Annotated in this window: 23 protein-coding genes and 1 pseudogene; 21 read left to right on the top strand and 3 right to left on the bottom strand. The window is 58.3% G+C overall.

The genetic code is table 11. From position 1 onward, the window contains the following. Positions 1-51: 51 nt before the first annotated feature. The 6 genes from GYN08_RS05400 (at position 52) to GYN08_RS05375 (ending at position 7,927) form a co-directional block, all read left to right on the top strand. The gene (locus tag GYN08_RS05400; protein WP_235945782.1) at positions 52-882 is read left to right on the top strand and encodes a CheR family methyltransferase; all 831 of its coding nucleotides are present in this window, start codon (positions 52-54) and stop codon (positions 880-882) included. A gap of 6 nt (positions 883-888) precedes the next feature. Next, a complete protein-coding gene (locus GYN08_RS05395) occupies positions 889-1,944 on the top strand; it encodes a protein-glutamate methylesterase/protein-glutamine glutaminase (protein WP_166272983.1) in 1,056 nt (351 codons plus the stop codon). 56 nt (positions 1,945-2,000) lie between these two features. Continuing rightward, positions 2,001-2,453: a chemotaxis protein CheW gene (locus GYN08_RS05390; protein ID WP_166272982.1), complete on the top strand. Its 453-nt coding sequence runs from the start codon at positions 2,001-2,003 to the stop codon at positions 2,451-2,453. Positions 2,454-3,919: 1,466 nt separating this feature from the next. Then, the gene (locus tag GYN08_RS05385; RefSeq protein ID WP_235945772.1) at positions 3,920-4,489 is read left to right on the top strand and encodes a GNAT family N-acetyltransferase; all 570 of its coding nucleotides are present in this window, start codon (positions 3,920-3,922) and stop codon (positions 4,487-4,489) included. 234 nt (positions 4,490-4,723) lie between these two features. Then, positions 4,724-5,323 (top strand): biliverdin-producing heme oxygenase, encoded by a 600-nt coding sequence (locus tag GYN08_RS05380; protein ID WP_166272981.1) that lies wholly within the window; start codon positions 4,724-4,726, stop codon positions 5,321-5,323. Between the two features lie 48 nt (positions 5,324-5,371). After that, positions 5,372-7,927 (top strand): sensor domain-containing diguanylate cyclase, encoded by a 2,556-nt coding sequence (locus GYN08_RS05375; RefSeq protein ID WP_166272980.1) that lies wholly within the window; start codon positions 5,372-5,374, stop codon positions 7,925-7,927. Positions 7,928-7,997: 70 nt separating this feature from the next. Here the strand turns inward: GYN08_RS05375 and GYN08_RS05370 are convergent, their stop codons facing one another. Further along, positions 7,998-9,239 (bottom strand): cytochrome P450 family protein, encoded by a 1,242-nt coding sequence (locus GYN08_RS05370; protein ID WP_166272979.1) that lies wholly within the window; start codon positions 9,237-9,239, stop codon positions 7,998-8,000. Positions 9,240-9,395: 156 nt separating this feature from the next. Between GYN08_RS05370 and GYN08_RS05365 the strand changes: the two genes are divergently transcribed. From GYN08_RS05365 to GYN08_RS05330, 9 genes and pseudogenes are all read left to right on the top strand, one after another. Next, complete coding sequence (locus tag GYN08_RS05365) at positions 9,396-9,860, top strand: DinB family protein (RefSeq protein WP_166272978.1); 465 nt, start codon at positions 9,396-9,398, stop codon at positions 9,858-9,860. A 51-nt stretch (positions 9,861-9,911) separates the two neighbouring features. After that, complete coding sequence (locus GYN08_RS05360; protein WP_166272977.1) at positions 9,912-10,880, top strand: alpha/beta hydrolase; 969 nt, start codon at positions 9,912-9,914, stop codon at positions 10,878-10,880. Positions 10,881-11,069: 189 nt separating this feature from the next. Next, complete coding sequence (locus GYN08_RS05355; protein WP_166272976.1) at positions 11,070-11,498, top strand: DMT family transporter; 429 nt, start codon at positions 11,070-11,072, stop codon at positions 11,496-11,498. Between the two features lie 52 nt (positions 11,499-11,550). Further along, entirely contained in the window at positions 11,551-12,252 is a 702-nt protein-coding gene (locus GYN08_RS05350) for a Crp/Fnr family transcriptional regulator (RefSeq protein WP_166272975.1), read from the top strand. Between the two features lie 15 nt (positions 12,253-12,267). Beyond that, complete coding sequence (locus GYN08_RS05345) at positions 12,268-12,756, top strand: DMT family transporter (RefSeq protein WP_166272974.1); 489 nt, start codon at positions 12,268-12,270, stop codon at positions 12,754-12,756. Positions 12,757-12,857: 101 nt separating this feature from the next. Beyond that, the gene (locus tag GYN08_RS05340) at positions 12,858-13,295 is read left to right on the top strand and encodes an NUDIX hydrolase (protein ID WP_166272973.1); all 438 of its coding nucleotides are present in this window, start codon (positions 12,858-12,860) and stop codon (positions 13,293-13,295) included. 237 nt (positions 13,296-13,532) lie between these two features. After that, positions 13,533-13,961 (top strand): annotated as a pseudogene (locus GYN08_RS23630) (GNAT family N-acetyltransferase); the annotation flags it as partial. A gap of 51 nt (positions 13,962-14,012) precedes the next feature. After that, the gene (locus tag GYN08_RS05335; RefSeq protein WP_235945916.1) at positions 14,013-15,263 is read left to right on the top strand and encodes an aminotransferase class I/II-fold pyridoxal phosphate-dependent enzyme; all 1,251 of its coding nucleotides are present in this window, start codon (positions 14,013-14,015) and stop codon (positions 15,261-15,263) included. A gap of 14 nt (positions 15,264-15,277) precedes the next feature. Beyond that, positions 15,278-15,547 (top strand): hypothetical protein, encoded by a 270-nt coding sequence (locus tag GYN08_RS05330; RefSeq protein WP_328802891.1) that lies wholly within the window; start codon positions 15,278-15,280, stop codon positions 15,545-15,547. A gap of 104 nt (positions 15,548-15,651) precedes the next feature. On the opposite strand, the gene GYN08_RS05325 is transcribed toward GYN08_RS05330, so the two are convergent. Further along, a complete protein-coding gene (locus GYN08_RS05325; RefSeq protein WP_166272971.1) occupies positions 15,652-16,134 on the bottom strand; it encodes a DUF2798 domain-containing protein in 483 nt (160 codons plus the stop codon). Between the two features lie 136 nt (positions 16,135-16,270). On the opposite strand from GYN08_RS05325, the gene GYN08_RS05320 reads away from it, so the two are divergent. The 3 genes from GYN08_RS05320 (at position 16,271) to GYN08_RS05310 (ending at position 19,969) form a co-directional block, all read left to right on the top strand. Then, positions 16,271-16,681 (top strand): MarR family winged helix-turn-helix transcriptional regulator, encoded by a 411-nt coding sequence (locus GYN08_RS05320; protein ID WP_166272970.1) that lies wholly within the window; start codon positions 16,271-16,273, stop codon positions 16,679-16,681. Positions 16,682-16,918: 237 nt separating this feature from the next. Continuing rightward, positions 16,919-19,195, top strand: a complete 2,277-nt coding sequence (locus tag GYN08_RS05315) for a preprotein translocase subunit SecA (protein WP_166273138.1) — start codon at positions 16,919-16,921, stop codon at positions 19,193-19,195. 57 nt (positions 19,196-19,252) lie between these two features. Beyond that, positions 19,253-19,969 carry an MOSC domain-containing protein gene (locus GYN08_RS05310; RefSeq protein WP_166272969.1) on the top strand — a complete coding sequence of 239 codons (717 nt, stop codon included), beginning with the start codon at positions 19,253-19,255 and terminating at the stop codon, positions 19,967-19,969. Between the two features lie 77 nt (positions 19,970-20,046). Here the strand turns inward: GYN08_RS05310 and GYN08_RS05305 are convergent, their stop codons facing one another. Next, positions 20,047-20,928, bottom strand: coding sequence for a LysR family transcriptional regulator (locus tag GYN08_RS05305; RefSeq protein ID WP_166272968.1), 882 nt, complete (start codon positions 20,926-20,928; stop codon positions 20,047-20,049). 148 nt (positions 20,929-21,076) lie between these two features. On the opposite strand from GYN08_RS05305, the gene GYN08_RS05300 reads away from it, so the two are divergent. The 3 genes from GYN08_RS05300 (at position 21,077) to GYN08_RS05290 (ending at position 25,800) form a co-directional block, all read left to right on the top strand. Next, positions 21,077-22,843, top strand: coding sequence for an ABC transporter ATP-binding protein (locus tag GYN08_RS05300; protein WP_166272967.1), 1,767 nt, complete (start codon positions 21,077-21,079; stop codon positions 22,841-22,843). Next, positions 22,840-24,582 carry an ABC transporter ATP-binding protein gene (locus GYN08_RS05295; protein ID WP_166272966.1) on the top strand — a complete coding sequence of 581 codons (1,743 nt, stop codon included), beginning with the start codon at positions 22,840-22,842 and terminating at the stop codon, positions 24,580-24,582. The genes GYN08_RS05300 and GYN08_RS05295 overlap by 4 nt, the downstream gene beginning before the upstream one ends. A 174-nt stretch (positions 24,583-24,756) precedes the next feature. After that, positions 24,757-25,800 carry an ROK family protein gene (locus tag GYN08_RS05290; RefSeq protein ID WP_166272965.1) on the top strand — a complete coding sequence of 348 codons (1,044 nt, stop codon included), beginning with the start codon at positions 24,757-24,759 and terminating at the stop codon, positions 25,798-25,800. Position 25,801: the final 1 nt, after the last annotated feature.

Below are 25,801 nucleotides of genomic sequence, written 5' to 3'. Positions count from 1 at the left end.
TCGTTGAGACTTTCTGCGCCCTCATTTTAAAAGAAAGGAATGCGAATCTTTATGTCCGAACTGCCGAAGAGCATTAACGCCTTAGATGTTCAAGACCCTATGCCGCTGGAACGGCTTGCCGACAAGATTTATCGCCACAGCGGTTTGAATTATCAAAACAATTTGTTTACGCTGGAACCCAAGGCGGCCAAACGTTTCAAGGAACTTGGACTCGACTGTGCTTCATACCTTGACTTCCTGGAGCGGAATCCGCTGGAGTGGGAAGTGCTGATGCAATACGTAACCATCAACGAAACGTACTTTTTCCGGGAGGAAGCCCAGCTGAACGAGCTGGTCAAGATTGCGCAGCGTACTTCGCCGGGAAGCGAGATCCGTATTTGGAGCTCGGCCTGCTCGACGGGAGAAGAACCTTACAGCATCGGCATGGTGCTGGAGAAGAACGGAATCACGAAACGCAACACGGTCAGCATTATCGGCTCCGACATTAACTTGCGGGTCATTAAAACGGCTTCCGAGGCCTTTTATCCTTCGTCGTCGCTTTGTTTTCGCCGAACGGACGACGAGCAGAAAAAAAACTTTTTTACGGAAGAGAACGGAGGATATCGCGTCAATTCTTCCATTCGCGAGCGGGTCGAATTTCGCCGAATCAATCTGCTCAATGCCGGCCAAGTGGATTCGATCGGTGCGGTGGACGCCATTTTCTGCCGCAACGTCATGATTTACTTCGATATGCAGACCATTCGCGCGATCATCGATCGTTTTTACCGTTTGCTCAAGCCTGGAGGTTATCTGTTTTTGGGACATGCGGAGACGCTGCGGGGGCTGGACTGCGGTTTTGAAACAATCAAAGAGAATGACACGTTCTTTTACAGAAAGGGGTGAATCGGCATGGGCAAGTACGGTGTGCTGATCGTCGACGATTCCGCTTTTATGCGGCGGGCGATTTCGCTGCTGTTCGAGTCGGATTCCGATTTCTTTATCGCGGGTATCGCGCGAAACGGCCTGGAAGCGCTCGAGAAGATTCAAAGGCTTAAGCCGGACCTTGTCACGATGGACGTGGAAATGCCGGAAATGGACGGCATTACCGCGCTGGCCCAAATTATGGAGCGCCATCCCGTTCCGGTCGTCATGCTCAGCGTTCAGACCGACGAGGGGACGGAAGCCACCATTCGCGCGCTTCAATTGGGAGCCGTGGACTTCTTTTTGAAAGATCGGCTGGTCCATGAGCCTGACCGATCCGAAGTGGTGCTCGACTTTTTGGAGCGGGTTAAAGCGGCGGCCGGCGCCAAAGTTCCCCGTCCGGGCACAGGCGAAGAAGCGGCCGCTTCAAAAGAGGAAAAAAAACCTGAAACCGACCGTCCCCGTACCGCGGATCTTCTTGTGATCGGCTGTTCGACCGGCGGCCCCTCCGCGCTGCAGTCGATTCTGCCGCGTTTTCCGGAGAACTTTCCGATTCCGGTCGTTGTCGTCCAGCATATGCCTCCCGGATTTACGAAGCCGCTGGCGGATCGCTTTGATAACCTCTGTGCGCTTAACGTTCGGGAAGCCGAAGACGGAGACGTTTTGACGCCGGGAACCGCTTATGTCGCGCGTGCCGGATTTCAAACGATTTTGGAGCGAAAGTCGGACGGAAGCACGCAGCTGCGAATTCGCTCCGACCTTGCGCCGAACGCCCTCTATAAACCTTCGATCGACGTTTTGCTGACTTCGGCCGCTCCCTTGTTCGGTTCGAGGCTGTTAACGGCTATTTTGACCGGAATGGGAGTGGACGGAACGGCCGGCTGCCGCGACGTGAAGAATTTAAAAGGGCGGGTTGTTGCGGAGGCTGAGGAAAGCTGCGTCGTGTATGGCATGCCGAAATCGGTATATGAAGCGGGCCTCGCCGACCGGCAGGTTCCTTTATCTCAAATTTACGCCAATCTGGTCGATCTGGCTTTCGATTAAGCGGAAGCTTCCTTATAATGAACACATAAGTCAATACAAAGAGGAGGCTGCGCCATATGTTCCGGGACTATGCCGAGCAGTATGTCGTTTTTAAGATCGAAGGGGAAGAGTACGGGCTGCCGATCGAACATGTGGTGCAAATCGTAAATGTGCCGGAAGATGTCCCGGCGTCGGAATATTATTCGGCCGTTCGGGGAATGATGAAAATTCGGGGAAAGATCATGCCGGTATTCGATGTCCGCTTCGCGTTCGGATTTGACGAGGAGCTGTCTGATCCCAGGCAGCGGCTGCTGATTATCGAAATCGGCCGACTGACGGCGGGATTGATCGTCGACGAGGTGACCGAAGTCCTTAAAGTCGGGGAAGAGGCGCCGCAGATTGCGGACGGACGGAGCCGCGGCAAGCGCAAAGGTTCTTTCTTTACGGGAATGTACAAGACGCCGGAGAGAATCGTGATGCTGTTCGACCTGCAGGAGATGTTGGAAGAGGAAGGGCTTTACGTCGAATAATCAACAATAGCGATCGGCGCACACAAATACCCCCGCATCCTTGAATTAACAAGACTGCGGGGGATTATTCGTTGAGTTTGCTATTCAATTTTGTTAGTTCCTCCTGATGATCCAATCCACATGCTTGACATGGTGAACAAGTTGCCTGTGTTTCCAGTCTTGCCGATTGGCGTATGCTTCGCAGCTTTCGTCAACCGTTTAGCGGTTTGATTCTTGATTCTTGATTTTTGTCCTGCTTTGGATATTGCGTTCTTGCATCCGTACTCCGTCTTATCGGAGCTATCCGCATCTTCGCGGAAGTACCATGTCTTATTGCATATGGGGGTGAGTTCCCGCATACATCGATTTCGCGAAAAGTGTTTTCACGGACACTTTCCCTCTGCGTAAATCGGGCTAGTATGCTTCGCTATCGCTATTGCATTGGAATCCTGCTCCTTTCTACGCAAGGCCTAATCCTGCTCGAAACGGCTTCTTCCTCTGAACAATAGTTTCCCTTTGGTTTGACACCCGAATGTTCCGCATGAGGCGTCTTCTGGACTTACGGGTCCAGTATGCGTAAACAACGGCCTGCCTGCCTAACCTATTGCATTGGAATCATGCTCCTCTCTTGCAAGGCTCGTTTCCCCGCTCGAAATCGCTTCTTCCTGCTACAATGGTCGTGTTCAATTTCGCACCTTAACCTTCTTTTCAATTTCGACTGATCCGTCTTGGGGCTCTGAGTTTCCCACATACCTGATTTCACAGAAAGTGCTGTCACGAACGCTTTCTGAACGTGAAACCACTCAGTATGCTTCGCTGACCTGTTTCATCGGAATCTTCTCCCTTCGCAGAAATCGAATTCTGCTATCGGCCTGCTTCCAAATCCTGCAAGTAAAAGCTTCTGAGTTCCCCGCGTATCCTCGATCTCACGAAAAACGTTGTCACGGCCGTTTTTCATGCGTGAAAATCGGTCATTGATACGCTTCGCTAACCTGTTTCATCGGAATCCTGCTCCCTTCGCACAAGATGAACATCTCGTTCGACCGGTCTTCATTCTTCCGTCCCTGTCAATGGTCTACGGTGAGTACTCTGAAGTTCCCGCATACCTCGTCTCTCGAAAGATGTTTTCACGGGCATCTTTCTTTCAATCTAAGAGCCGTTCGATATGCTTCGCTTACCCTAGTCCATTGGACTTGTCCCTCCTTCGTAAGAATGATGGAAAGTCTTGGGTAACACCTGCGGCTGCTTGGGTGTGAAGCTTTGAAGCATCGCTGGTGTTGTTCATATCTTACCCCCGGAGCGCCAAAAGTAAAACGTTTGTAAAAACATCGAGATGTTTGTAAAAGAGGGTCTGGAGAAACCAGCTCATTCGCGCTTCTTCGGACGTTAAATTCCGCTTTATTTTTCGTTTTTGCTCATTTTCGGGACCCGGCAAGCTCATAAAAGGCTTCGATCTGGGTAATAAGCGACAAAGGAGGCGGAAACAGATGGCTATGCTGAAAACGATCAAAACAAGTATTAACGATACGAAGGAAGCTCTGGACGGGATCAAGCAGTCCATGAACGGAGTAAAGGAAGAGCTGGATACGTTGAAAGGCAACCTGGCAAAAGTGCAGGAGCAGGCGAAAGACAAGCCGGCCAAGTTGAAATCTTCGCTGTCCTATCTGAAGCTGGGCATCGCCGATGCGAAAGCGACCGTATCCGAGACGAAGCAGGGAGTTGCGGAAGTGAAGGACGCGGGCAAGGACAGGGAGCCGGCCGGTTCCTTAATCGCGGGTGCCGAGTTCATCCGGGAAAAGTCGGGATTCAAATTGAAAAGAGCGGGCGAAGTCATCGGCGAAATCACGTACGCGGAAGGGCCGGAAGCGGACATGTGGATGGCGAACCATACGTACGTGAAACCCGAGCATCGCGGCGGAAGCGTCGCCAAGCTGCTGCTCGACCGGCTCGTGGAAGAAGCGCGAATGGAAGGGAAAATGATTTTCCCCGTATGTTCGTACGTGCGCGCCCAGTTCAAACGCCATGACGAATACCGGGATGTGTGGCACGAATATTGATCGGAATCGAGTGCGGGCCTTGCGGCGATTTTCGTCAAGGTTCGTACTTTTTTTTAGGGGCAAAATCGGGTATTCTTAAAGCAGAAACGCTTGTGGTAAAGAAAGTTGTTTGTAAGTTGTTTGTAGAACGTATCAATTTTTCAATATTTATTAACCGACAAAGTTCGTGCGGAAAGCGGCGGCTGGAAAGGCTGCCGCTTCGTTTTTCGGCGCGGCGGCAAGGAGAGAACAAAGATGACCGCAAATATTTTGGAACGCCTGAGAAACGAAAGCGCGCCTTATCACGATCGGGTGGAAGCCAATCCCTACGCTACCGCGATCATGGACGGAACGATCGGATTGGAAGAGTACAAGCATTATCTGGAACGGTTTTACGGCTTTCTTTTCCCGCTGGAAAGGTTGGCCGAATCTTCGGAAGCGCTGTCCGCTTCCGGCTACGATCTTGAAGCGCGCCGCAAAACGCCGATGCTCGAAAAAGATCTGGATAAGTTGGGGGTATCGGCTCATGATCGCGGCAGCCTTCCGCTTTGCGAAGAACTGCCCGATTTGTCCACGCCCGCGAAGCTGCTGGGCTGTTTCTACGTGATCGAAGGTTCGACCATGGGCGGACAAATGATTACCAAAAAGCTCTCGCAAACGCTGCCGGTCACGCCCGAAGCGGGGCTGTCCTATTTCAATGCGTACGGCGGCGAGACCCGGTCCCGCTGGACGGCTTTCCGCGAACGTCTGCTTGAAGCCGATCGCAGCGAAGAACTTCGCGAGGAAATGACGTCTTCGGCTATCGAAACGTTCAGTCTGCTGGAACGCTGGCTTGGCGGTTCCCCTCGACCATAGCATCTATTCCCTACAACAAAGAGAGTAACAGGAGGTTAATGTCCATTCATGTCCCACATCAATCCCAATTCCGAAAACGAGCCGCTGAACCGTTCCCTGCTGACCGGAGGCGACTTTGTCACGAACGAACCGATCGACCTGACCAACTGCGACAAAGAACCGATCCACATTCCGGGCATGATCCAGCCGAACGGCGTACTGCTTGCGGCACGCCGCACCCCTACGGGGAAAATCGTTCAGTGCAGCCGCAATTCCGGCGACCTGCTCGGGCGGACGCCGGACGAACTGCTCGGCACGCCGCTGGTCGATTTGATCGGCCAGGAAGTCATGATGGATCTCGTCAAGCGCGATCTGAACGCCGTCGCTTCGTCGGATCTGCAGTATTTGAAACTGCTTATCGAAGTGGACGGGCTGCCCGTTCGCTTTACGGCCGTCGCGCACGAGAGCGAAGGGCTGCTGATTCTCGAACTGGAACTGGAAACCGACGATAACGCGGAAGGCAGCGAAGATTTCCACTGGATCCGGAACTTTTTCGTCAAGCTCAAGCAGACTTCCAACCGCTACGCGGCCAGCCAGGTGGCGGCGGAGCAGGTCAAAGAAATTCTCGGCTACGACCGCGTCATGATCTACGAATTCGACAAGGAATGGAACGGCAAAGTTGTGGCCGAAGCGAAAAAGCCTGAGCTGGAGCCGTTTCTGGGCCATCACTATCCGGCCTCGGACATTCCGAAGCAGGCGCGGGCGCTGTATCTTCGCAACTGGTTGAGAACGATCGTCGACGTCGATTATACGCCGGTCGAGATCGTGCCGACGGTGCAGCCGCTTACCGGCAGACCGCTCAACTTGAGTCTTTCCGTGCTGCGAAGCGTCTCGCCGATGCATATCGAGTATTTGAAAAACATGGGCGTATACGCGACCGTCACCATTTCGCTGATCCACGACGGCCGGCTGTGGGGCATGATCACCTGCCACCACTATTCGCCGAAGTACGTCACGCACCGGATCCGCAATTTGTGCAACTTCCTCGGGGCCTTTTTCTCGAACGAATTGTATCAGCGGCAGCAGCTGGACGAATATCAGGCCGAGCTGCGGCTGCGGACCGAAGCTTCGCGGATCGCGAAAATCTTCACGGCAAACTCCAGCCCGTTCCACGTCGTGGAAGATCTGTACGCATCCGAAAACCGGCTGCTGCAGATGATGAGCGCTTCGGGCGCCGCGGTCAGCTACAACGATAAACTGCTGCTGTTCGGCGATACGCCGGCGCCCGGACAGGTGCGCGAACTTGCCGGTTGGATGGGCGGCAAAGCGAAAAATTACGCGCATCAGACTTCCCGGCTGAGCCTGGAATTTTCGCCGGCGGCCGCCTATAAGGCTAAAGCTTCGGGCGCGCTCTATGTGGCGCTGTCTCCGGGTCAGCAGAACTATATCATCTGGTTCCGGCCGGAAGTGCTGCAGGTCGTGGACTGGGCCGGCGATCCAGCCAAGGCGGTAATCCAGGAAGACGACGGTATTCGCCTGTCGCCGCGCAAATCGTTCGAAAAATGGCGCCAAGTCGTGCAGGGAACCGCGCTGGAGTGGAAGACGGAAGAGCTGAACGCTTTGATCGAACTGCGCGCAGTCGTCGATAACCAGACCAAAAGCGATCTGCAGCGCGCGGAAGAGCAGGCGCTGCAAAATTCCCGCATGCTGCGGCAGAACGAACAGCGCTATTTGCAGCTGATGGAATATTCGCCGGTCGCTTTCTTCACGATTACCGACCGCCATATCGTCTACTGCAACGAACAGGCGGCGAAGCTGCTCGGCGAAGCGGACAAGGAAGAACTGATCGGTCTCGATTTTCTTCCGTTTGTGCTGGAAGAATCGCGCGAGCCGATGCGCCGGCTGCTGCTTCAGCTGGAAAAAGACGCTTCGGCGCTCGTATCGGGAAGCCAGGCTTTCGTGAACGTCAACTGCGAGCAGCTGCAGCTCGATATTACGCTGGCTGCCGTTTCGCACAGCGGAAGGCCTTCAATCATGCTGATCGCGCGGCAGGCGGCAGGGACGGAAGAACAGCAGACCGAATATATCAGCATTACCGATCAGCTGAGCAGCTACATGACGACCGATCCTCTGACGGACCTGCCGAACCGCCGGGCTTTCGAAGAGCGGATCGAACAGGACTGGCTGGCGGCTCCGGAGAACGGAGCATCGCCGATCGCGCTGCTTGAAATCGATATCGACGATTTCCGCGCTTACAACGCGGTTCACGGCCTGCAGGGCGGCGACCTGTGCATCCAGAGCGTGGCCCAGGTGTTGGATCTGTTCGGAAGACAGTACGAAGCCAGTGTTTCGCGCTTCGGCGGCGGTACCTTTATGCTACGGCTGGACGGCGAGCACGCCGAACGCGCGGAGGACCTGGCCGAACAACTGCGCGAAGGCGTGCTGGGTCTGCAGATGAGCCGGGACGAAGGAAGAGGCGGGGACTATGTCACGGTCAGCATCGGGGGAACGGTCATGCGTCCGACGCCGGAACATCGCTTTACGCATTTCATTGCCCAAGCCGACCGGGCCATGATGAAAGCCAAGCGCGAAGGCAAGAACCGGGTCGTTTTCCTGAAAGAATAAGAGAAATCGCACATGAGAAAAGCCGCCTTCCCGAACGGGAAAAGCGGCTTTTCAACGTTTCTAGGTTTCGTTACAGCGATAACGGAATCTCCTTGACGCCGCGGACGATCATGCCCGGCCGCCATTCCAGTTCGCCCGCGTCTTCGCGCAGGCGGATATTCGGGAATCTGCGCAGCAGCGTATTGACCGCGATCTCGCCTTCGAGCCGCGCCAAAGGGGCACCGAGGCACATATGGATGCCATGGCCGAACGCCAGATGGCGGCTGCGTTCGCGGGTGATGTCGAACAGATCCGGATCGGCGAACTGCTCGCCGTCGCGGTCCGCGGAATCGAGCGCCACGACGACGAGGTCGCCGCGCTTCATCTGGTGGCCGCGGAATTCCAGGTCTTCGCCCGCCCATCTGGACGTGCTGAACTCGACCGGACCGTTATAGCGCAGCATTTCTTCGATCGCGCCCTTGACGAGAGAGGGGTCTTCCTGCAGCTTGCGCAGCTGGTCGGGATGCTGCAGCAGCGAGATCATGCCGTTGCCGATCAGATTGACCGTCGTCTCGTGTCCGGCGATGATCAGCAGCGCCACGACCCCGTAGATCTCCTGCTCGGACAGCTTCTCGCCGGCTTCTTCGGCCATGATCAGCTGGCTGATCAGATCGTCGCCGGGCTCCTGCCGAACTTTCTCGAACCATTGGCCGAGATAGGCGGTGAATTCCTGCATATGCTGATAGACCTGAGGGCCTTCTTCGGAGTTCGAAGCCCCGATGATCGAATTCGACCAGACGCGGAATTTGTCCTGGTCCTCGATCGGCACGCCGAGGATCTCGCTGATGACGATAATCGGCAGCGGGAAAGCGAAATCGTCGATCAGCGACATTTCGCTGCGCCCTTCGACGGCATCCAGCAGGCCGTCCGCGATCTGTTGGATATGCTCGCGCATGCTTTCGACCAGCTTCGGCGTGAAACCCTGTTGGACGAGTCCGCGCAGCCGGCGGTGGTCCGGCGGATCGGAGAACAGCATGTTGCTCGTGAAAATGCTTTGATAGCCGTTTCCGAATATTTTGGTCATATCTTTGATGAAGCGGTTGTCTTTGAGCACGTCGACGGCATCTTCGTAGCGGGTGATCATCCAACCGAACTGTCCGTCGGGGAACATGAGTTTCGCGATCGGTTCTTCTTCTCTCATCCGGGCGTATACCGGATAAGGGTCTTGAGCAAATCCCGGCGTGAACAAAGCGTTTTTCGCGGATTCGTTTGAAGAATTCAAGCGGCAGGCTCCTTTCGGATTGCAATCAGGTTCTACTCCCCATAAAGGCATCCGCCGGCAAAGTGAAACAACCGATTTTACAATCGGCGCATTGCTCCGGGAAAAAGCCGCGTTGTATACTTAAAAAGCGAGTTTGAAAAAGAATGGACCAAAAATCCGCCGCCGCAGCGTGTTAAGATGCTGCGCCGCGTTGCATGGAGGGACAAAATGACTGACGTTTACGTATTCAAACTGATGGACAGGGTGCAGGGAGTAATTTTGAAATATGCGGAGAACGTCTCCGAAGAAGCGCGCACGGTCGTGCCCGAAGGATTCAACAACAATCTGCACTGGCAGCTGGGGCATATTATTACGGTCAGCGACCGGGTGGTCAACGGGCTGTCCGGGCGGCAGCCGCTGCTGCCCGCGGCCTATACGACCTTTTTCGCGCCCGGCACGAAGCCGGCCGACTGGCAGGGCGAGCCGCCGGCCTGGGAGGAACTGATCGAAGCGATCCGCGAACTGCCTCAGCGCTTCCGCGACGCTTATGCCGACAAACTGGACGAGCCGCTCGCGAATACCGACAATTTCGCCAAAGCCGAAACCCTCGGCGATCTGGTGATGCTGAACGTGGGCCACATGAACCAGCATGCAGGCATGATCAATGCGATGACGCGCGTCGTCCGAGTCTGAGTTTGCGGCCGGGACGAAGCCCGGCTTCGCCAAAAAAAGGAGAGAACCCGCATGAAAAAATCCAAAGCGCTGCTGACCGCGCTGGGCATCGCCGCCGTTCCGGCGGCGGCCGTCGTCGCAGGCAGCTTCTATTTCTATAAACTGGCCGTTGCCCGCGCGCCGAAAACGTTTCTCGATGCCGACCCGGGCCTTCAGCCGAATCCCGACGTGCAGACGGAGACGACCGCCAGCCGCAATTGGTGGGCGCTCCAGTCATTCGAAGAACGCACGCTGCTGTCCGGCGACGGGCTGAAACTGCACGCGTATTACTTGCCTGCGCAGCAGCCGACGACACGCACGGCCATCTTGGCGCACGGCTATTCCGGCGATGCTTCGATCATGAGCGGAGTGGCAAAATTCTATTACGAGGATATGGGCATGAACGTACTTGTACCCGACGCGCGGGGACACGGGCGCAGCGAAGGCGATTATATCGGCTACGGCTGGCCGGAGCGCGTCGATTATCTGGGATGGATCCGCCAGATCATCGCGCAGGACGGCCCGGGAGCGGAGATCGTGCTGCACGGCATTTCCATGGGCGGCGCGACCGTCATGATGACGAGCGGAGAAGATCTGCCGCCGCATGTCAAAGCGATCGTCGAAGACTGCGGCTATACCTCGGTGCGCGACGAGCTGGCGTATCAGATGAAGCGCATGTACAAAATTCCGGCGTTTCCGATGCTGCCGGCGACCGAGGCGCTGACCCGCTTCAAGGCCGGCTACTCCTTCACGGAAGCTTCCGCGCTGGAACAGGTACGCCGATGCCGGACTCCGATGCTGTTCATTCACGGATCGAACGACGAATTCGTGCCGACTTCGATGGTGCACGAATTGTATGCCGCTTGTCCGTCGGACAAAGAGCTGCTTATCGTCGAAGGCGCGGGACACGGCGATTCGTTCCTGGTCAACAAGCCGCTGTACACCGGAAAAGTGACCGAATTTTTGCGCGGCCGACTGAGCGAGCCGGCAGCTGCGGATTGAATGCAATAACGACGATCCTTTCGAGCTTTTCTCCGTCCCAGGGCGGGGAAAAGCTTTTTCTGATGCGAATTTCGAAATTTGGGACATATGTCCTTCCCTGTTCCCGCCGCTCTATCCGTATAATGGGGAAGGAAATCGGCAGGGCTTTTCGAGAAGGAAGCGCCGAAGAAGGAAACGGAGGCAAAAAAGGTGTTCAGAGGCATACTATTCGCTTTTGCGGGCGGCGCCTGCATTACGCTGCAGGGCGTCGCCAATTCCCGGATCAGCGACGATATCGGGACTTGGCAGGCGGCGACCATCACGCAGCTGACCGGATTTATCATGGCGCTGGCGATCTATCTGTTTGTCAGGGACGGCGATCTGGGCGGATTCCGGCGGGTCAAGCCGCTGTATCTGGCCGGGGGCGCGTTCGGTTCGGTCATCATTTTCAGCGAAGTGACGGCCATTCAGACCATCGGAGTCACGTTCACGATCTCCGCGCTGCTTATCGCCCAGCTGTGCGTCACGTTCCTGATCGATACGTTCGGCTGGTTCGGCACGTCGAAGAGCAAAATGGGCGTTCCGCAGTTTATCGGATTGGCGATGATGATCGGCGGCGTACTTATTATGAAAATGTGACCGATTACGAACAAGTGACGGATTACGAGGCTGTAAGTTAAGGAGTTTTGGCATGAGAGAGATCAGGGAACCCGGACGGTTGGACGCTTATTTGGCGCAGCATCATTTGGAAGAAGCGTTTCACGAACCGCTCCGTCCGCATCTCAGGCTGTACGCGTTCGATCCGGGCGAGGAGCTGTGCAGCCAGGGAGCGCCGGCGGAGACGGTATACATGCTCGTAAAAGGCAAAATCAAAATCCATACGACGTCGCCGGAAGGGCGCACGCTCGTCATTTCGTTCAAGAATCCGCCCGAAGTCATCGGAGACATCGAATACGTCCGGGGATTAGATATCATCAATACGGTCGAAGCGGTCTCGCCGGCCGAGGTGATCGGCATATCGGGAAAAATGCTGAAGAAATACGGGGACGATCATGCGCCGCTGCTGCGGTTCATGCTGGATATCATCACGAAAAAATTTTACATCAAATCGGACTTCCTCAGCTTCAACCTGATGGTTCCGGTGGAGGTGCGCCTGGCGAGCTATCTGCTGTCGGTCTGTTACGACGAGAGCGACGCGGGCTTCGAAGGCCGGTTGGCCATTTCTCGGCTGACCGACACGGCCAATCTGATCGGTACGAGCTACCGCCACCTTAACCGCGTCATCCGCAAACTGTCGGAAGAGGGACTGGTCGAGCGAAGCGGCGGCTATCTGCATGTGCGGAACCGGCCTGGGCTGGAACGGCTGGCGGGACGGAATTTGTACGAACATTGAAGGAGGCAATCAGTTATGGCATTCGGACTGCTCCTGGCGGCATTCGCCGGAGCGATGGTCGCGCTGCAGACGATCTTTAACAACCGGACGGACATTCATATGGGCTCTTGGGCGACGACGACCTGGGTACTGGGAATGGGCTTTCTCGCTTCGCTGGCGTGCAGCCTGATTTTCGAAGGAGGACGAACGTTCCAGCTTCAGCATATGCAGCCGTGGTACTGGTTCAGCGGCATGATCGGCGTGGGCGTCGTCATCTGCCTGGTGCTCGGCGTCAAGATTCTCGGCCCGACGTTTTCCGTATCGGTGACGCTGACCGCCCAGCTCGGCTTTGCGCTGCTGTTCGATTCGATGGGCTGGCTGGGACTCGAGAAGGTGGACTTCGATTGGAAACAAATCGCCGGCGTCGCGGTTCTGATCGGCGGCATCTATGTATTCAAATTCGGCGGGAAAAAGAAAACGGAAGCGTCGGAGCGTTCGGCTTCCCCGCTGGGCGATACGCCGTAAAGGCTCGGTCCGCGGAAGGAACGCCTGCAGAGGAGAAATCAGGAAACAAAACCAAGGAAAACGCATAAAAACGAAACGAACGGATCGGAGAGGACAGAGATATGGAACAGCGCGAAAACGGACAAGCGGCGGAGAACAAAAAGCCGACGACGATCGATAAAATCGCCTGGATTCGGGTGGAGCGGGGCCGAGTGCTGAGCGCCCGCTCCAAAGGCAAAGAGATCTATTACTTTCCCGGCGGCAAACGCGAACCCGGAGAAAGCGACGTCGAGACGCTGGCGCGCGAGATCGAAGAAGAGCTGAGCGTGCGGATCAAACCGGAAACGGCCAAGCTCTTCGGCGTCTTCGAAGCTCCGGCGGACGGCAAAGCGGACGGCATCACGGTGCGCATGACATGCTATTGCGCCGATTACGAAGGAGAGCTGACGCCCGCGGCGGAGATCGAAGAGCTGGCCTGGCTGGAGAACGGCGATCGCGGGCGCATTTCGGCGGCGAGCCGGCTCGTGTTCGACGCCATATACGGCAGCAATGAAGGCTGAACCGAAGCGGTACGCCGAACGGACCTGCGCAAATAAGCGGCGTTCGTCCGAGGCGGGCAAGTTCGGCGCGGATCGAAAAAAGAAGCGGCACGCCGGACGGCGGCGCCGCTTTTTGCCATGCCGGGCGACGGAAAACGGGAGGCGGGGACTTGCCTTGCCCGGACGTTCCTGTGTATGCTCGATAGAGCGAACCAAGCAAAGGCTTAAGGGCATCAGAGATCGAGGAGGCAGCGAAGAGTGGAAATCAGAGAGATACGTACGGAAGACAACGCGGCCATCGAACGGGTCATCCGGGAGTGCCTGATCGAATTCGGCGGCAACCGGGAAGGACTGGCTTGGGCGGATCCCGGCTTGAGCGATTTGTACCATGAGTACAATGCCCGGGAAGGCGAGGAACCTTACGCGAACCGGGCTTATTGGGTCGTGGAGGAAGCGGGGCGGATCATCGGCGGCTGCGGCATCGCGCCTTATGCCGGCTCGGACGACGTATGCGAGCTGCAGAAAATGTATCTGTACGAAGAAGCCCGCGGCACGGGAATCGCGGGGAAGCTGCTGCGCATCGCGCTGGGCTTTGCGGGGAAGCATTACGGCCGCTGCTATCTGGAGACGCTGAGCAATATGCACGCCGCCAACCGCTTTTACCGCAAGCACGGCTTCCGCGAACTGGACGCCCCGCTGGAAGGTTCGGAGCATTTCGCGTGCGATGCCTGGTACATCATGGAGCTGGACAGCATACGAGGCGGCGGCGCGGGCAGGAAAAAGCGTTCGTGGAAAGCCGACAAACTCGGCTCCATGGGCTCGTCGATCTTCTCCGAAGCGGCGGGGTGGAGAGAAGAAGCGGAGCAGGCCGGCAAAGAGATCATTAATCTGGGGATCGGAGCGCCGGACGAGCCGCCTTCGGAAGAGATCCGGCGCAGGCTGAGCGAGGCGGTTCTGCGGAAGGATGCCTACACCTATCCGGGGACGAGGGGAACGGCCGCTTTTCGCGAACGGTGCGCGGATTGGATGAAGTTCCGTTTCGGAGCGGAATTGGACCCGGGAACGGAAATTTTGCCGCTGCTCGGTTCCCAGGACGGCCTGGCGCATCTGGCCCAGGCGGTCTGCAATCCCGGAGACCTGGCGATCCTGCCGGACCCCGGCTATCCGATTTATGCCGGATCGCTGGCGATTGCCGGCGTAACGCCGTGGCTGCTGCCGCTTCGGGAGGAGAACGATTTCCTGCCCGATCTGGACGCAATCCCGGCGGAAGTCTGGGAACGGGCGACGTTCATTCTGCTGAATTTCCCGGGCAACCCGGTCGCGGCTTTGGCCGATTACGCGTTCTTCGAGAAGCTGGTCTCGCTGGCGAAAAAGCGGAACGTGCTGATCGTGCACGATCTGGCCTATTCGGAGATGGGCTTCGACGGCCATCATCCCATCAGCGTGCTGGAAGTTCCGGGAGCGAAGGAGACGGCGGTGGAACTGCATTCCTTCTCGAAAAGCTTCAATATGGCCGGCTGCCGGATCGGATTTGCGGCGGGTAATGCGGAAGCCGTCGGCGCGCTGCGCGAGCTCAAAGGCCATATCGACTTCGGCGCGTTCGAGCCGATTCAGGAAACGGCCGTCTTCGCGCTGGAGCAGGCCATGGCGGCGCCGGAGGGCGACCGGGGCGTGGCTCCGCTGTACGAGAGCAGGCGCGATGCGTTCGTCGATGCGCTGGCCGGCGAGGGTTGGAGCGTGCGCAGTCCCGGCGCGACCATGTTCGTCTGGACGAAGCTGCCGCGGAAGCTGACGGAAGGCGAAGCCCGCTGGACGTCCAAAGAGTTCTCTCGGGAGCTGATGCTGCGGGAGGGCGTCGGCTCGATTCCGGGCAGCGCGTTCGGGGCCGAAGGAGAAGGCTATGTCCGCTTCTCGCTCGTGCGCGAAGAAGCGGCGCTGCTCGAAGCCGCCCGGAGGATCGGACGGTTCGTGCGAAGCATCGAGCGCTGAAGATCCCTACGGGATTGACCTTCACGCAGATTACGATGGCGAATACGGTCACGCGGACGCTGAGCGGCCCGCAAACGGGCGTCGGCATGGTCGTCTACATGATGGCCAGCTTTATCGCCGGAGCCGTGGGCACGTCCGTGCTCGGAGCGGTTCTGGACGGCAGAGCGGGCGATTCCGGCACGTTCGGCTCCGTCTTCGGATGGTTCGCGGTCTGGATCTTCGCGGCCGCCCTGCTGTATTTCGCGGTGTTTGCGAGGAAGTCCGGCTCCCGTTCCGCCGTCTGAAGCGGAAGCGCAATGCCGGTCGAAAAAGCAAATAAGCCAAAAAGACGCGATCCCGGCCTCGGTCGGGATCGCGTCTTTGGATTTTTTCGGTTTATTGCTGCCGATCAAGCGGCGGCCGCCTGAGACTCGGAAGCATGCGGCGGGAATATTTTCAAGAAAACGGCACGCGTCAGCGGACCAACGACCGCCAGCTGAAGCGGAAGCGCACAGATGAAGTTGAGCCACAGATTGCGGACGTAAGCCTCTCCGAGTTCCGGCCCGAAGCCGACGTGCGTTACGGCGCCGTAGAAGGACATCAGCAGCACCATGCCGATGACCATGAAGCAGGAGATCGTCAGCACTTTTTGAATCATCGGGCTGCCCGGTTTGAGAAGTCGTCCGGCGATTCCTTTTGCCACCGCGCCGACGATGAAAATATCGAGAATCAGCGCGACCAGGAACGCCGGCACGTAGCCGATGGCCATCGTTTTAAACGCTTCTCCCGTAAATCCTTCCAGCAGCAGTACATTATACACCGTCATGCCCAGCACCATCAGCGCGCACATCATCGTCGTGAAAATCAGATTTTCCTTTTTCGTCTTGCCCATGACTCCGACTCCTTATCCCCGTTCGGGGTTTATTTTTATTGTCCACCTGGTTTACAATATCATTAAGAAAACTTGAATGTCAACCTGGTTTACGATTATAGCGCATAGAAGACGAATCCGAAGGAGCACTGAACCGATGACGAATGCGGCCAACTTGATTGACTTAATGAGCGAAAAGCACCTTGAACTGCGCAGAAAGGTGGCGGAGATGGACGGCGAGGTGCTGAACCGGACGGAAACGCATATTTTGGTGGTCGTCGAGGCGGCGGGACGGATCTCGATCTCGGAGATCGGCCGAGCGGTCAGCCTGACCCGGCAGGGCACCCACAAAAGCGTTCAGGGGCTGCTCGAAGGCGGATATTTGGAGGAGTCGGAAGATTCGCCCAGTCGGCGCGAGCGCTGCATGAGATTGACGGAGCGGGGACAGAAAGCCTGCGACAAGCAGCTGGCGATCAAGGGAAAACTGGAGAAGCGTATCGAACTGAAGCTGGGGGCGGAACAGGTCCGACTGCTCAAAAGGCTGCTGGAAGAAGAGTGGACGGACTAAAGCGAAGCGGGAGGCGCTAAGTCTTTTTCCGGCAAAATGAAGAGGCGTTTCAGCGGTTTTGGCGGAACGCCTCTTTTGGTTTGTCCGCTCGGTTGTCCGCTTTTTGACATCATGCGCCGGCGGGTTCATAATTTTACCGATGAAGGTGAATTTGGTTGCGATGGAATCTGCAGGAATAGAAGATTAGGATTCATAAACGCGCCGGAAGCGGATCGGAAACAGGGAGGGCTCTCAATGATCGATGCGGCCGTCAAAACGCTGCGAAAATTCAAGGACCATGACGCTCGCGTTCGACTGAACGCTTATCGGAGCCGAGCGGAGCTTATCCGAACACGGGATCTGAAAGACTGGAGCGACGGACAGCTTCGAGCGGAATCTTCAAGGCTGCAAGCCGCGGCGGGATCGGGCGCGTCTTTGGACGAGCTGCTTGTCGACGCGTACGCGCTGGTCGGCGAGGCGGCGAAGAGAACGATCGGATTGCGGCCTTACGAGGTGCAGATCATGGCGGCGATCGCGCTGCACGAAGGATTTCTGATCGAGCAGCATACCGGAGAAGGGAAGACGCTTTCCGCCGTCATGCCCGCTTACCTGAACGCGCTGACCGGCGAAAGCGTCCATGTGCTGACCTTCAACGATTATTTGGCGAAACGGGATGCGGAGTGGATGGGACCGGTTTATCGCTTTCTCGGGTTGACGGCGGGATCGGTTCAAGCGGGCATGAGTCTGACGGATAAAAAGGAAGCTTATGCGCAGGACATTACTTACGTAACGGCAAAAGAAGCGGGTTTCGACTATCTGCGCGACACGATCGCGCTGAACGAGGCCGATACCGTGCACCGTCCTTTCCGTTACGTCATCGTCGACGAAGCGGATTCGCTGCTGCTCGACGAAGCCCGCGTTCCGCTGGTCGTCACCGGCGAGTCGGAAAATAGGGCAGACGACATCGTCCGTTTCGCGGAAGCGGCCCGGCTGCTGGATGATGCGGAGAACTGCGACTTCGACGAATTCCGCCGAAATGTGTATTTGAACGACGCAGGTTCCGCGAAAGCGGAAGCGCTGCTGGGGTGCGGCAGCTTGTACGACAGCGCCAACAGCGATCTGCTGACGGCGCTGAACTGCGCGCTGCACGCGGAACTGCTGCTGAAAAAAGACGTCGATTACATCGTGCGCGGCGACGGCATCGAACTGATCGAAGCCCATACCGGCCGCGTGGCGGAGAACCGCTATCTCCCGGACGGGCTGCAGGCGGCGCTTGCGGCCAAAGAAGGGCTTCGGCAGCAGGCCGGCGGGAAAATCCTCGGAACGATCACGCTTCAGCATTTCATCAGCTTGTATCCGAAAATCTGCGGCATGACGGCTACCGCTCACGTATCCGCGCTGGAGTTCGAAGATATTTATTGCCTTCAGATCGTGCGGATTCCGCCGAACCGTCCAAACGTCCGGATCGACCGTCCGCATCGAATGTATACGCATAGCGAAGCCAAATTCAAAGCCGTCGTTCAAGAAATTTCGTCCGTGCATCGGACCGGACGTCCGATTCTGATCGGCACGCCCAGCGTGGAGGCGTCCGACCGGCTGGCGCGGGCTTTGTCGGACGCCGGCGTGCCCTGCCGGGTTCTGAACGCGAAAAACGACAGGGAGGAAGCCGCCGTGATCGCCAAAGCCGGAGAGATCGGCGCCGTGACGGTGTCTACGAACATGGCGGGACGCGGCGTCGATATTCGGCTGGGCGGCGGCAGCCCCGAGCAGGCGGAAGCTGCCGCCCGATTGGGCGGATTGTACGTGGTGGGCACGCACGTGAACGAGAGCATGCGGATCGACGATCAGCTGCGGGGGCGCGCCGGCCGCCAAGGCGACCCCGGAGCCTCTATGTTTTTTGTAAGCCTGGAAGACGAGCTGATGGTCCGATTCGGTCTGCACAAAGCGGTTCGCGCCCCCCGGCAGGACGCTCCGCTGGAGGATCCGGCGCTGCTCCGCCATATCGAGCACGTCCAGCGGGCGATCGTGGGCCAGCATTTCGAAATCCACCGGGAACTGAATGCCTATTCGGACATGGTGGAGGATCAGCGGCGGCTCTTATACGGGAAGCGGCTCCGCATTTTGCGGGGCGAGGAGCCGATGAGTCCGGCGGAACGGCGGGTGCGGCTTTTTTACATCGACGAGTTTTGGGCCGAGCATCTGCTCTATGTTTCGTATCTGCGGGAGGGCATCCATTTGGAAGGGCTGGTCAACCGCAGTCCCATCGACGAGTTCCATCAGGAGATCACCCGGGCTTACGATCAGATTCCGGACAAAATCGAGCGGGAGACGGCAGGCATGCTGGCCAAGCTGGACGGCTCGAACGACCCGGCGAAGTGGGAAGAGTTCGGGTTGAAGAGTCCCGCCTCCACCCGGACGTATATCATCGACGATCAATTTGTTCAAAATAAACGCAGTTCGTGGACGGGAACGACCGTGTTCGCCTACTGGCTGCGCAAGTTTTTTAATCCGGTTATCAAGGTTATCAAGCGTTGAAAATCAGCGGAAGCCGCAAGCGTGCGCGAAACATAAGCCTAAATGGGGGATACGGAAATGACGGTAAAAGTCGGCGTGATTCGGGAAATCAACCGGTATCCGGTGAAGTCGTTCGGGGGAGAACAGTTGGAGGCATGCCGGATCGAGCCTTACGGTCTGGAAGGCGACCGTTTCTGCTCTTTTTACGACGAAAGCAAGGAAGGCTGGGCGCGTTACGTGACCGCCCGCAAGATTCCCGAAATGTTGACGTATCGGGCCCGCTACCGGGACGGAGAGATCGAAGTGACGGCGGAAGACGGCCGGAAGTTCGGCTGGGACGAATCGCTGCTGGCGGAGATTCAGGCGTTAAGCCGGGTACCGGTGGCGATGTCGAAGCCGAAGGACCCTCATCCGGAGCATCCGGGTCTGCTGTCGGTGGACGGAGCCGCCATCCTGCTGGTGACGGACGCCGGCTTGAAGCGATTGGCGGAGCTGCGGGGACACGAGCTGGATCAGCGGCGGTTCCGCGGGAACTTCGTCGTCGCGCTGTCCGACCCGGCGTCGTTCGAAGGCGATTGGATCGGGCGCAGGCTGCGGCTCGGGGATGTCGAACTGCAGGTGGACGAATTTTGCGAACGCTGCGTCATGACGACGATGGACCCCGATACGGCGGCCAAAGATCCTGCCGTGCTCAAGATCGTCCATCGGGAGATGAATCTCAAATTCGGCGTTTACGCTTCGGTCGTGCGCACGGGGGAGGTTTCGCTCGGAGACGAAGTCGTGCTCGCCGATTAAGGGACCGATTCGATGGTGGGTAAAAAGGAAAGCAGGCGCTGGCCGGGGATCGTTTACCGGTCGGCGCTTTTTCGCGTTTAGAGCGAAGGCTCTTCGCCCCGGAAACATTCGATGAACTTCCGCGCCAGCGCGGACAAGTATTTGTCTTTCATCCAAACGGCGGCGACGCGGGTTCGCAGCGCTTCCGAACGGATCTCTTTGCAGACGAGGTTGTCGCTGCGCAGCAGGCCGAACGCCGACTCCGGCACGATCCCGATGCCCAGACCCGCGTTGGCCCAGAGCAAAGTGGTGCGGGCGTCGTCGTTCATGCAGAAGAAGTCCGGTTCGAAGCCGTGTTCCAGGCAGGTCTCGCGGATCAGCGGCTCGAAGCGGCGGTACAGGATCAGCGGCCTGCCCCGCAGTTCTTCGAGAGCGATGGAATCGGCGCCGCCCGTCCAGTCATGCTGCGCGCTCATGACGGCGACCATCGGCTCGTCGGACGTGTATACGCATTCCAACCCGGCGCCGTTGAACGGCATGCGGATGATGCCGATCTCGACGATGCCTTTGGCCAGCAGGTCGAGGACGCGGAACGTATTGCCTTCATGCAGTTCGAAGCGGGCTCCGGCATGCAGCCGGTGGAACAGCATCAAGCGTTCTTCCAGCAGCGCGGCGGCCGACGAAGAGACGGTCCCGATGCTCAGCGTGCCCTGCACGCCGCGGGCGTAATCGCCGAGCTCGCGGGCGGTCGAGTCGGCCAGCTCGACGATCTGCTCCGCTCGGTCGCGAAGCAGCATGCCGGCTTCGGTCAGCCGGATGCTTCGCGGGCCGCGCTCGACGAGCTTCAAGCCCAATTCGTCCTCCAGCAGCTTCAACTGCTGACTGAGCGGCGGCTGCGCCATGTTCAGCCTGCGCGCCGCTGACGTGATTTGTCCTTCCTCGGCAATCGCCAAAAAATACTTGAGCCTGCGAATATCCATGAATCATTCCTCCTGAACTGACATATCTATTTCGTATGGAAAGAAGATGAAACCAATATTATTAATATAATAACAGATATGTCATAATCGAAAAGGGTCCGGCTCCGGGAAGCCGGAACATTCTATACAGAACTCGGGGGAAATCAAGGTGTTGAAACTTGCCGTTTACTTAAAGCCTTACCGAAAAGAGGTCATTCTCGGGCCGCTTTTCAAACTGCTCGAGGCGGTTCTGGAACTGCTGCTGCCGACGATCGTCGCCTTGATCGTCAATCACGGCATCGGCGAACGCGACAGCGGATACGTCTACCGCATGGGCGGATTGATGGTTCTGATGGCGCTGCTCGGCTTCGGCGCGTCGATGATCTGCCAGTATTACGCCGCCCGCGCGTCGCAGGGGTTCGGCACGCTGCTGCGCAACAAGCTGTTCCGGCATATCGGGAAGCTGTCGTACGCCGAAGTCGACAGCTTCGGCACGCCGTCCTTGATCAACCGGCTGACCAATGACGTCAATCAGCTGCAGCTCGCCGTGGCGATGCTGATTCGCCTGGTGATCCGTGCGCCCTTCATCTGCATCGGCGCGATCATCATGTCGCTGTTCCTCGATTGGCGCCTGGCGCTGATCCTGCTGGCGGCCACGCCGGTATTCGGCGTAACCCTGTATTTCATCATCGCCAAAAGCTCGCCGCTTTACCGAAGCTATCAGCGGAAATTGGACCGCCTCGGCAAAGTGCTGAGCGAGAACCTGACCGGGCTGCGCGTCATTCGCGCCTTCGCCGAAAGCCGCCGGGAGCAGCGCCGATTCCGCGAAGCTTCGGAAGACTTGACCGAGACCGCCGTTCGCGTCGGCCGGATTTCCGCGCTGCTCAGTCCGGTCACGACGTTGGTCGTCAACGCGGCGATCATCGCCGTACTGTGGGCCGGCGGCATCCGGATCGACTACGGGAACTTGTCGCAGGGCGAGATCATCGCGTTCATCAATTACGTGACGCAGATTCTGCTCGCGCTGGTCGTCGTCTCCAATCTGGTGATCATTTTCACCAAAGCTTCTTCGTCGGCCGCGCGGGTCAGCGAACTGCTGGCGGCGGAGCCGTCGATCCGAAGCGCCGGCGAAGCGGCCGCTCCGGCGCCGGCAAGCCCCGGCACAGCGGCCGAAGCGGCAAAATCGGACGATCCGGCGATCGTGTTCGACGGGGTCTCTTTCGCTTACAGCGCAACCGGCGAACCGGCTTTGCAGAATATTTCGGTCGCCGTCCGCCGCGGGGAAACCGTCGGCGTCATCGGCAGCACCGGATCGGGCAAAACGACGTTCGCCAATCTGATCCCGCGGTTTTACGAGGTGTCCGAAGGAAGCGTCCGGGTCGACGGCAGGGACGTGAAGGATTACGCGCTGGAAGAACTGCGGCGCAAGATCGGGATCGTGCCGCAAAAAGCGCTGCTGTTCAGCGGCACGATCGCCGAAAACATCGCGTTCGGACGGCCTGACGCGACGACCGAAGAAATCGCCGCCGCCGCGGAAGCGGCGCAGGCCTCGGAATTCATCGCCAAGCTGCCGGAAGGCCTGGATACCCGGGTGGCGCGGGGCGGCCAGAACTTGTCCGGCGGTCAGAAGCAGCGCTTGACGATCGCCCGCGCGCTGGCGCTTCATCCGGAAATCCTGATCCTGGACGATTCTTCGAGCGCGCTCGATTTCGCGACGGATGCCGCGCTGCGCAGGGCGCTGCGCGCTTACAGCCGCGATCTGACCGTGCTCATGATTTCGCAGCGGGTCAGCACGGTCCGGCAGTCGGACCGGATTATCGTCATGGACGACGGCCGGATCGTCGGCACGGGCAGCCACGAAGAGCTGCTGCGCGATTGCGCGGTATACCGCGACATCTGCGATTCCCAATTATCCGGCGAGGAGGCACGGCGATGAATACAAGACAAACATGGAGCCGAATTCTCGGATTTGCCCATCGGTACCGGAGATTGGTTTGGATCGCGGCGGCGGCCGCGCTGATCAGCGTATCCGCCAGCCTTGCGGGACCGCTTCTGATCGGGCAGGGCATCGACACGATGACGGGCGCGGGGCGCGTGGACTTCGATCGCCTGCGGCTGCTGCTGCTGGCGCTGGGCGGCGTGTACGCCGTCGGCGGCTTGTTCGGTTGGCTGCTGAGTTATACCACGAACCAAGTCGCGTACCGCACCGTTTTTTCGCTGCGGGAGACGCTGTTCGGCAAGTTTGACCGCCTGCCGCTCAAATATCACGACAACCAGCCGCAGGGCGACAGCATCAGCCGGTTCGTCAACGATATGGATGCCGTGTCGGACGGGCTGCTGCAGGGCTTCAACACGCTGCTGACCGGGATCGTCACGATCGTCGGCTCGATCGCTTTGATGCTCTACATCAGCCCGGCGATGACCTTGGTCGTGCTGCTGTCCGCGCCGGCGGCTTACTACGTGGCGCGCTTCATCACGATGCGTTCCCAGCAGACTTTCCGCGAACAGGCGAAGGTGCTGGGAAGCTTGAATGGCTATGCCGAAGAAATGATCGGCGGGCAGCGCGTCGTGCAGGCGTTCGGGTACGAAGATCGCGCTTTCGCCGAATTCAAAGGGCATAACGAGCAGCTCTACCGCACGGGCATGAGATCACAGTTCTACGGCTCGCTCGCGAATCCGACGACCCGCTTGGTCAATAACGTCACGTTTTCCGTCATTGCGGTCATCGGCAGCGTGCTGGTCATCGCGGGCAGATTGACCGTCGGCGATCTGTCGAGTTTCCTCATCTTCTCGAACCTGTTCGCCAAGCCGTTCAACGAGATTACCGGCGTGCTTACGCAGCTGCAGTCGGCCACGGCATCGGGCCAGCGGATCTTCGCAGTTCTCGATTTGCCCGAAGAAACGCCGGACGCGCCGGATGCGCGGAAGCTCGGCGGAGGGCAGGGCACCATCACGTTCGATCGGATCGGATTCGCGTACTCGCCCGAGCGTCCGTTGATCCGGAACTTCAGCCTGGAAGTGAAGCCGGGAACGCGCGTGGCGATCGTAGGCCAGACCGGCGCGGGCAAGACGACGCTGGTGAATCTGCTGATGCGGTTCTACGACGTGGACAGCGGAGAGATCCGCATAGACGGCACGAATATTCGGAATATCGCCCGGGACAGCCTGCGCCGCAGCTTCGGGATGGTGCTGCAGGAGACTTGGCTGTTCGGAGGCAGTATCCGCGACAATATCGCTTACGGCAAGCCGGACGCGACCGATGCGGAAGTGATCGCCGCCGCCAAGGCGGCCAACGCGCACGCATTTATCAAACGGCTGCCGGAAGGATACGACACGATCGTCGCGGGCGCGGGCGACAATCTGTCCCAGGGTCAGCGGCAGCTGCTCACGATCGCCCGCGTGATGCTGGTCGATCCGCCGATGCTGATTCTGGACGAAGCGACCAGCAGCATCGACACGCTGACCGAAATCCGCATCCAGCAGGCATTTCTGAAGATGATCGAAGGACGAACCAGCTTCGTCATCGCCCACCGCCTGTCGACGATTCAGGGATCGGATCTCATCTTGTTCATGAAAGACGGGGATATCGTGGAGCACGGCACGCACGAAGCGCTGCTGGAGCAGGACGGCTATTACGCCCGGCTGTACAACAGCCAATTCGACGTCGTCTCTTAACGAGATCGGCAGAACCAACGCCTATCACCCGAGCAGTTCCGAAAGCCTCGATCCGATCCGGATCGAGGCTTTTCGGCGTTCTTCCGTTTTCCCGTTGACAAAAACGGTCGGAACGGGCAAACTGTACGGGAATGCTTTTTAAAGGATATTTAGAAAGTGGGAAGGAGGACGAAAATGAAACGCGCCGATACGACGCTGATGAAAGAACTCAATCTGAACGCGGTCCGCCGGGCGCTGCGAAAAACAGGATCGGCGACCAAGACGCGGCTTGCCGCCGATACGGGATTGAGCGTGGTCACGGTGGCGGCGTTAGTACGCGAGCTGGAAGAGCGCGGCGAATTGACCGAAGAAGCGGACGTTACGCCGACGGGAGGACGCCCGGCCAGCGTGTACCGATTCGATTACGGACATCGTTTGGCGTTGGTCATGCATCTGCACGAACGCCGGAGCGCCGATACCGTATTCGCCGCGGTCGTCGATCTGAGCGGCAGGGCGCTGACGCAGGAGACGCGTCCGTTCGAATCGCTGGATCGGGAAGCGTTCCTCGATTGGATCGAGAGCCTGCTGCTGGCTTTTCCGCGCATTCGGGTCGTCGGCTTGGGCATTCCGGGGCAGGCGGTCGGAGGGCGGATCGAAGTCAGCAGCCATGAACGGCTCCGGGGGCAGAATCCGGCGGAACTGATCGGCGAACGCTTCGGGCTGCCGGTACTGCTGGAGAACGACGTCAACGCGGCGCTGCGCGGGTATTTGGCGGCAGCCGGCGCGGACCGTGAAGCCCGCGCGGAAGAAGACGACACGGGCACGGTGCTCGGGTTGTATCTTCCGGACAAGTACCCGCCCGGCATGGCGATCTCGATAAACGGCGAATTGATCGCGGGCAAACGGGGCATGGCGGGGGAAATCAAATATTTGCCGCTGGGCATCGATTGGGAGCGTTCGCCTGAAGGCGCTTTGTGGAGCGAAGCCGTCTGCAAGATCGTTCATACCGCTTCCGCCTTGCTGGCGCCGCATCGGATCGTGCTGTACGGGGATCGAAAAGACGGGGGCTCGTGGAGCGAGGATTGGCGGCGATACGTGCGTCGGCATCCGCTGCCGTCCGAACCGGACATCGAATGGTGCGATCGGTTCGCGGAGCATTTCGCTTCGGGCATTCGGGAATGGGCTTTGCAGGCGTTGGAACCCAGCCTCATATCAATCGGCAAAAGAGGGGAAGAATAGG

It is taken from the genome of Saccharibacillus alkalitolerans, assembly GCF_011090185.1.
Taxonomy (GTDB): domain Bacteria; phylum Bacillota; class Bacilli; order Paenibacillales; family Paenibacillaceae; genus Saccharibacillus; species Saccharibacillus alkalitolerans.
Note: the sequence above shows the minus strand (reverse complement) of the source record. Positions and strands in the feature narration are given on the sequence as shown.

Bases quoted from the DNA above. Each gene is read 5' to 3' on its own strand.
- GYN08_RS05375 (WP_166272980.1), top strand. From the start codon at position 5,372: ATGTCCCACATCAATCCCAATTCCGAAAACGAGCCGCTGAACCGTTCC.
- GYN08_RS05335 (WP_235945916.1), top strand. From the start codon at position 14,013: ATGGAGCTGGACAGCATACGAGGCGGCGGCGCGGGCAGGAAAAAGCGT.
- GYN08_RS05295 (WP_166272966.1), top strand. From the start codon at position 22,840: ATGAATACAAGACAAACATGGAGCCGAATTCTCGGATTTGCCCATCGG.
- GYN08_RS05305 (WP_166272968.1), bottom strand. From the start codon at position 20,928: ATGGATATTCGCAGGCTCAAGTATTTTTTGGCGATTGCCGAGGAAGGA.
- GYN08_RS05325 (WP_166272971.1), bottom strand. From the start codon at position 16,134: ATGGGCAAGACGAAAAAGGAAAATCTGATTTTCACGACGATGATGTGC.
- GYN08_RS05380 (WP_166272981.1), top strand. From the start codon at position 4,724: ATGACCGCAAATATTTTGGAACGCCTGAGAAACGAAAGCGCGCCTTAT.
- GYN08_RS05385 (WP_235945772.1), top strand. From the start codon at position 3,920: ATGGCTATGCTGAAAACGATCAAAACAAGTATTAACGATACGAAGGAA.
- GYN08_RS05340 (WP_166272973.1), top strand. From the start codon at position 12,858: ATGGAACAGCGCGAAAACGGACAAGCGGCGGAGAACAAAAAGCCGACG.
- GYN08_RS05320 (WP_166272970.1), top strand. From the start codon at position 16,271: ATGACGAATGCGGCCAACTTGATTGACTTAATGAGCGAAAAGCACCTT.
- GYN08_RS05290 (WP_166272965.1), top strand. From the start codon at position 24,757: ATGAAACGCGCCGATACGACGCTGATGAAAGAACTCAATCTGAACGCG.
- GYN08_RS05390 (WP_166272982.1), top strand. From the start codon at position 2,001: ATGTTCCGGGACTATGCCGAGCAGTATGTCGTTTTTAAGATCGAAGGG.
- GYN08_RS05360 (WP_166272977.1), top strand. From the start codon at position 9,912: ATGAAAAAATCCAAAGCGCTGCTGACCGCGCTGGGCATCGCCGCCGTT.
- GYN08_RS05310 (WP_166272969.1), top strand. From the start codon at position 19,253: ATGACGGTAAAAGTCGGCGTGATTCGGGAAATCAACCGGTATCCGGTG.
- GYN08_RS05370 (WP_166272979.1), bottom strand. From the start codon at position 9,239: ATGCCTTTATGGGGAGTAGAACCTGATTGCAATCCGAAAGGAGCCTGC.
- GYN08_RS05345 (WP_166272974.1), top strand. From the start codon at position 12,268: ATGGCATTCGGACTGCTCCTGGCGGCATTCGCCGGAGCGATGGTCGCG.
- GYN08_RS05350 (WP_166272975.1), top strand. From the start codon at position 11,551: ATGAGAGAGATCAGGGAACCCGGACGGTTGGACGCTTATTTGGCGCAG.
- GYN08_RS05365 (WP_166272978.1), top strand. From the start codon at position 9,396: ATGACTGACGTTTACGTATTCAAACTGATGGACAGGGTGCAGGGAGTA.
- GYN08_RS05400 (WP_235945782.1), top strand. From the start codon at position 52: ATGTCCGAACTGCCGAAGAGCATTAACGCCTTAGATGTTCAAGACCCT.
- GYN08_RS05395 (WP_166272983.1), top strand. From the start codon at position 889: ATGGGCAAGTACGGTGTGCTGATCGTCGACGATTCCGCTTTTATGCGG.